Annotated in this window: 1 protein-coding gene; it reads right to left on the bottom strand. The window is 64.1% G+C overall.

The annotated features are described in order from the left end of the window. Nucleotides 1-1,883, bottom strand: a 1,883-nt coding sequence (locus ACESL5_RS09505; RefSeq protein ID WP_372592541.1) for a PAS domain-containing protein, incomplete at its 3' end; no start/stop codon positions are given. Between the last annotated feature and the right edge of the window lie 426 nt (nt 1,884-2,309).

Genomic DNA, 2,309 nt, shown 5'->3' with positions numbered 1-2,309 from the left:
GGCCGTCCCCAGGATTCAAGCCAGTGCCACTTCCCATCTGCAGCCTGCACCCGAACTTCCGCATGGAACGGGCGTTGGGCCCGTACGCATTCCTGGAACTCGGTCACATAGGCTGCAGCGTCATCGGGGTGCATCAGCGTCTTCCAGCCGTCGCCAGCGGCCTCCTCGGCACTCACATCGAAGAATTCGCAGAAGGTGCGATTGACGAACTCCTGGTGGCTCCTCGCATCGTGTACCCATACCATCAATGGCAACCCGTCGGCCATGGTCCGGAACCGGGCCTCGCTCTCGCGCAGCGCCTCCTCGTAGCCGTACCGCTCCGACAGGTCATAAAAGTGGCAGACGACGCCCGGCCGCCCGTCGGCAAGCGTGATCCTCTCGATCTTCCAGTCGTAGGACTCGCTCCCGGCATCACCCCAGCGACGCAGGATCGTCGTTGGTGCGTGGTAGGGCTCGCCGGTTGCGAGGGTATGGCGAAAACGGGCGATCAACTCGCTGGCGAAGGGTTCAGGCCATAGGAGTCGCAATACCTCGCCGAAATCCCGCCCGATCAGCGGTCGCACGTTCCGAAAGGCGCTTTGCGCCCCGACGCTGATCTGCATCAGGCGGAAATCGGTATCGACCGTGTAGACGCCAAACGGCGACTGATCGACGACCTGCCGGAAGGCGTCGCGGGCCGCCCGCAACCGCGCTTCGGTCTCCTTGCGCTCGGTGATGTCCTGCGATAACCCGATCAGCCGCTGGGGTTGCCCCTGTTCGTCGCACTCCAGGTAGCCGTGCTCGGCTACCCAGACGATCTGTCCGCCCGGCTCGCAGACTCGGAATTCCGCCCGATACCCGTCTTCCGGGTGGGCCAGGGCGTCGTGAAGATTCGCGAGGAAGCGCTCCCGATCATCGGGATGAACCGCATCGCAGAACGCCTCAAGGTTGCTCGGCCGTTCCTCCGGTGTTTCGGGGGCCGCCCCGAGGCGGGAGTGGTGACGCCGTACCTCGTTGCGCGGAATATCCCATTCGAACGCCATGATATAGGCCGAATCAAGGACCATGGACAGCCGCCGCACGCTGGCCTGCATGACCTCCTGGGATTGCTTCCAATCGGTCATGTCCCGCAGGATCTTGGAAAAGCCAGTCAACCGACCATCGGTGTCGTGCAGCGCGCTGACGATTCCCAAGGCCCAGAACCGCTCCCCATTCTTGCGCAGGTGCCAACGCTCGTCATCGGCGCGGCCACTTTCCCGGGCCGCACGCAGCTCGGCTTCGGGCACCCCCTGCTCACGGTCCTCCGCCGTAAAGATGAACGCAAAGTGCCGCCCGAGCGCCTCCGCCTCGGCGTAGCCCAGGATGTGCTCGGCCGCGACGTTCCAACTGGTGACCCGGCCTTGGGGATCGAGCGTGAAGATCGAGTGGTCCTGAATGTTCTTCACCAAGGCGGTGAAACGGGTCTCGATCTCGTGACGTTCCCGCTCGGCCCGCCGCCGCTCGGTCACGTCCTCGAGGGCCAGCAGGATCCGGTCGTCGCCCTCCTGCGGGAGCCTGCGGGCGTTGAGCAGCATCACCTTGTGCCCGATGTCCGGGAAATCGTGCGTCAGCTCGAAATCGTCGACCACCGTATCGTGTGGGAGGATCTCCTCGAGCAGGGTGCGCAGGCGCGGAATGTCCCACTGCCGGTTGCCCAGGTCGTAGAGAAGCCGGCCTTCGGTGTCCTGCGGCAAAACCTGAAATGTGCGGTAGAAGGAGCGGTTGGCACTCTGCACCCGCAGATGCCTGTCCAGGACCAGCAGCGGTTCGCGCACAGTGTCGACGATGCTGCGGACATCCAGGGTGTCGGTGCGCGACGCCGATCTCGCCGATGTGCCGTTCCCCGTCCCGTCGTTCATCGCCATCGCACGCCTTCTTCACGCACAGGTTCGACCGAAGTATATCCTCGCGGGCGGAGCCCTGGTGCGGTGGTGAGCCTCCGAAAAAATATCGCGACGCAGGCCATCGCTTCAACAGCGGTCTCGGCGCGGATTGGCAGCGGCGTTACTCTCAGCCGGCGACGTTGCCGGAAATCCGTCCGCCTCCCTCAGGCACTCCAAGCGCCGACATTGCCAAATTTGAGGCGCCGGTCGGGGAAAGATGTTCCTGGTTGACGTTCTCGGGCGTCCGCAACAAGGCGGTCAAGGGTCGGTTGAGGGCGAAGGTTGGGCGGCGGCTCAGGGTCGGCTTCTGCTAGTGGGCCATGCGGAAAGTTCGGTGACTATGGAGCACAGCCAGAAGGGCCGGAGCAAGGCGGGCAAGTGCAGGAATAGTGGGCCTATTTCAAACTT

Origin of the sequence: Guyparkeria sp. (genome assembly GCF_041687595.1) — a bacterium.
Taxonomy (GTDB): domain Bacteria; phylum Pseudomonadota; class Gammaproteobacteria; order Halothiobacillales; family Halothiobacillaceae; genus Guyparkeria.
Note: the sequence above shows the minus strand (reverse complement) of the source record. Positions and strands in the feature narration are given on the sequence as shown.